The organism is Microbacterium sp. BF1 (genome assembly GCF_019279095.1).
Taxonomy (GTDB): Bacteria; Actinomycetota; Actinomycetes; order Actinomycetales; family Microbacteriaceae; genus Microbacterium; species Microbacterium maritypicum.
This window is the reverse complement of sequence record NZ_JAGYWT010000347.1, coordinates 1-2676: the sequence shown is the minus strand read 5'-3', so window position 1 is coordinate 2676 and position 2676 is coordinate 1. Positions and strand designations below refer to the sequence as shown.

At 65.0% G+C, this 2676-nt stretch carries 5 protein-coding genes and 1 pseudogene; 1 reads left to right on the top strand and 5 read right to left on the bottom strand.

What is annotated here, in order from left to right; genetic code table 11:
• From KZA10_RS11840 to KZA10_RS11820, 5 genes are all read right to left on the bottom strand, one after another.
• The coding region (locus tag KZA10_RS11840; protein WP_218682977.1) for a ParA family protein at positions 1-635 on the bottom strand (635 nt) is incomplete at its 3' end.
• A 246-nt stretch (positions 636-881) separates the two neighbouring features.
• The gene (locus KZA10_RS11835) at positions 882-1265 is read right to left on the bottom strand and encodes a single-stranded DNA-binding protein (protein WP_068483742.1); all 384 of its coding nucleotides are present in this window, start codon (positions 1263-1265) and stop codon (positions 882-884) included.
• 50 nt (positions 1266-1315) lie between these two features.
• Positions 1316-1573, bottom strand: coding sequence for a hypothetical protein (locus KZA10_RS11830; RefSeq protein ID WP_124093347.1), 258 nt, complete (start codon positions 1571-1573; stop codon positions 1316-1318).
• A gap of 49 nt (positions 1574-1622) precedes the next feature.
• On the bottom strand, positions 1623-2039 hold the full coding sequence (locus tag KZA10_RS11825) for a hypothetical protein (protein WP_068483738.1): 417 nt from the start codon (positions 2037-2039) through the stop codon (positions 1623-1625).
• A gap of 60 nt (positions 2040-2099) precedes the next feature.
• Positions 2100-2348, bottom strand: a complete 249-nt coding sequence (locus KZA10_RS11820; protein WP_005053817.1) for a glutaredoxin domain-containing protein — start codon at positions 2346-2348, stop codon at positions 2100-2102.
• A 231-nt stretch (positions 2349-2579) separates the two neighbouring features.
• Here KZA10_RS11820 and KZA10_RS11815 point away from each other — a divergent pair.
• A pseudogene (locus KZA10_RS11815) lies at positions 2580-2676 on the top strand (SsrA-binding protein); the annotation flags it as partial.

Here is a 2676-nt window from a genome sequence, read left to right as displayed (position 1 = left end):
CCCTCGGCGGCCGCGCGGAGCTCGTCGAGCCAGGCGGCCCCGCCGACGGTGCGCTCCTCGTGCTGGTTGACGATGATTCCGGCGACGCTCAGTCCGGGGTTGTAGTACCGCTGGACGTTCCCGATCGTGTCGAGGAGCTGCCCGAGCCCGTCAAGGCTCCACTTCTTCGTGTGGGTGACGATCACCGCCCCGTCGGCCGCGGTGAGGGCGTTGATCGTGAGCTGGTCGAGGGATGGCGCGGAGTCGATCAGGATCAGGTCGTAGTCCTCGATCACCTGGGCCAACGCTTCGCGCAGCCGAACCTCTCGGCCGGCGCCGGCTATGACCAGCTCATCCCGCACGTTCCCGAGTGAGGCCCCGGACGTCGGCACGACGTCGAGGCCGGGCCAGAGTCCCGGCACGATGACGTCGCGCATAGTGTCGTCTGCGCGGGTGCTTAGCACGTCGGCCAAGCCCGCCTGCTCGGCGTCGACCTCCTCGGCCGTGATGTTGCTCGTGAGGTTGCCCTGCGGGTCGTTGTCGACCGCCAGCACGCGGCGACCGGCGAGCACCGCGACGCGCGCGAGCTGAAATAGCGTCGTGCTCTTGCCGACGCCGCCCTTCTGGTTGCAGAGGGCGAGAATTCGAGCGGTCATAAGAAAATACCTCCGTTGACGGGAACAACTCTAATACAGCTATTGACGGTGATGCGGGTTGGTCAGTAGAACGGCCAAAGATCGCTACCCGTGCTGATCGGCTGCGCGAGCCACAGGAGCGTTGATGTGACGGCGAGAATCGCCGCGGTGGCCCACATGGCCCACTCTTTGTTCATGCTGGTGCCCCTCCTTCGGCATCAGGCGGGGAGGGGCAACCGTTCTCGGCCGCCCCTCCCCCAAGCCTGGTCAGAACGGGGTGTCGTCGCCCTGTTCGGCGGCGGGCTTGCCGACGACGCGGACGCTCTGCCCGCGCAGACTCACCGCGACCTCATCGGCTCGGACCTCGTGCTGCAAGCGGGTGCCCTGCTCGCCCTTGTACTCGGTGACGCGGTAGCGGCCCGAGAACGTCACGCGGACGTTGCCCGACTGCTCCGCGACCTCGACGAGGTTCACAGCCTGGTTGCCGCTCACGGCGACGTCGTAGGCCACGGTGGGGCCGTCGGTGTAACTGTTGTCCTCCTGGCGGATGCGGTCGCTGACGAGGACGCGGGCGTAGGTGTACGGGCCGTTATCCCCCTCGCGGAGGGTGGGCGTCGCGGCCAGGTTGCCGGTGCGGGTGATGTAGCTCATGGGTTCTTCTCCTTCGGTCGGTATTACAGGTGTTGCCGCTAATAGTGTTATTATGCCGGATCGAATGTCTCGCGCTCAACCTCCAATCGGCGGCCGTCCATCTGCGACGGATACAGCACCAACTCGATAGGGCTCGTGGGGTTGGGGTTCTGCAAGCGGACGCCCTGCACGGGGGAACCGGCGGTGATCGTCCCCAGCTCAGACACGACCCGGCGGGGCGGGTTGTAGGGGCGGCCGTCCCAGCTCTTGATCCGGTCACCGAATCGCAGATCGGCAAGCCGGGTCACGGTGATGGTCTGAGTGGTCATGCGGTCCTCCTTAGTAATAACTCTATTGTAGTAAATGACTCTATTAGCATCAAGCCTTCTCCGCTTCTCCGCGCAGCAGCTCGGCCACCTTCTGGGCCAGCAGCCAACGGCGATCGGCGGCCGCGCGATCCTCGGCGGTGTAGTCGCCATAGCTCGCCTGGTGCTCGAAGTCCTCGCGGCCTCGGCGGGCCATGTCCAGCAGCTCGTCAATCCCCGCGCACAGCTCAGCGTCGACCGGGACGACGCGCCCGCCGCCGTCGACGACCAGGCTCAGGGGCTCGGCCATCCCTGCGACGTGCATCGCGTAGCCGTCGCCCTCGCGTTCAACGTAGGCCGTCAACACGGTTGCCGACTCGTCGTTGTCGAAGTCGACCCGGCCGTAGCTGTCAGGGTCATCCCCGAGCGGCCAGAGCTGCGGCTCTAGGCGGGTGCCTCGGTCATACGGGGTCAGGTTGCGAGCGTTCATGGTTCCTCCTTGGGTAGGTATTACCAGTATAAGCGGTAATAGAGTTATTTACTACTGTTCTCAGGCGGCAAAGTGAGCGGCTACCCGCTCGATGTGGTCGGGTCGGAGGTCGCACCAGTGATCGTCATCGTCGACGACGACAACCGGGGCCACGGTGTAGCCCAGCTCCTCGGTGACGTACTCGCGCGCGTCGGGGTTCTCGGTGATGTTCACCTCGACGTAGGGGACGCCCTTGCTGTCGAGCATCATCTTCGTCATGCGGCACTTCCCACACTGCGGGCCGGTCGTGTAGACGGTTAGCGCTTCCATTTGGTAATCCTCCCACCCCTCGTTTTTTTGCCGTGAAGGCGAATTCATTCGCCGCTAGGGAGGACGGCCGGAGTGCTAGTGACCGTGGAATACCGGACTGAGCGCAGCGAGGGAGGATATGCCGCGAAAGCACTAGCGCGCAGGTTGGCCGACCGTACGCTGCCGAAGGCTTCACGGCAAAAGAACGGGCCGACAGGCCCCTGCAGTCGGCCGGCTCCGTCCGGCCGTCAAGCAGGCGGATACACACTGATCCCGTTGAAGCTCTACTTCTCGGACGGTCGCGCCAAGGTCGAGATCGCCCTGGCGAAGGGCAAGCGCGAATACGACA

Coding starts and splice junctions, on each gene's coding strand:
- KZA10_RS11835 (WP_068483742.1), bottom strand. CDS start 1,265: ATGAGCTACATCACCCGCACCGGCAACCTGGCCGCGACGCCCACCCTC.
- KZA10_RS11825 (WP_068483738.1), bottom strand. CDS start 2,039: ATGAACGCTCGCAACCTGACCCCGTATGACCGAGGCACCCGCCTAGAG.
- KZA10_RS11830 (WP_124093347.1), bottom strand. CDS start 1,573: ATGACCACTCAGACCATCACCGTGACCCGGCTTGCCGATCTGCGATTC.
- KZA10_RS11820 (WP_005053817.1), bottom strand. CDS start 2,348: ATGGAAGCGCTAACCGTCTACACGACCGGCCCGCAGTGTGGGAAGTGC.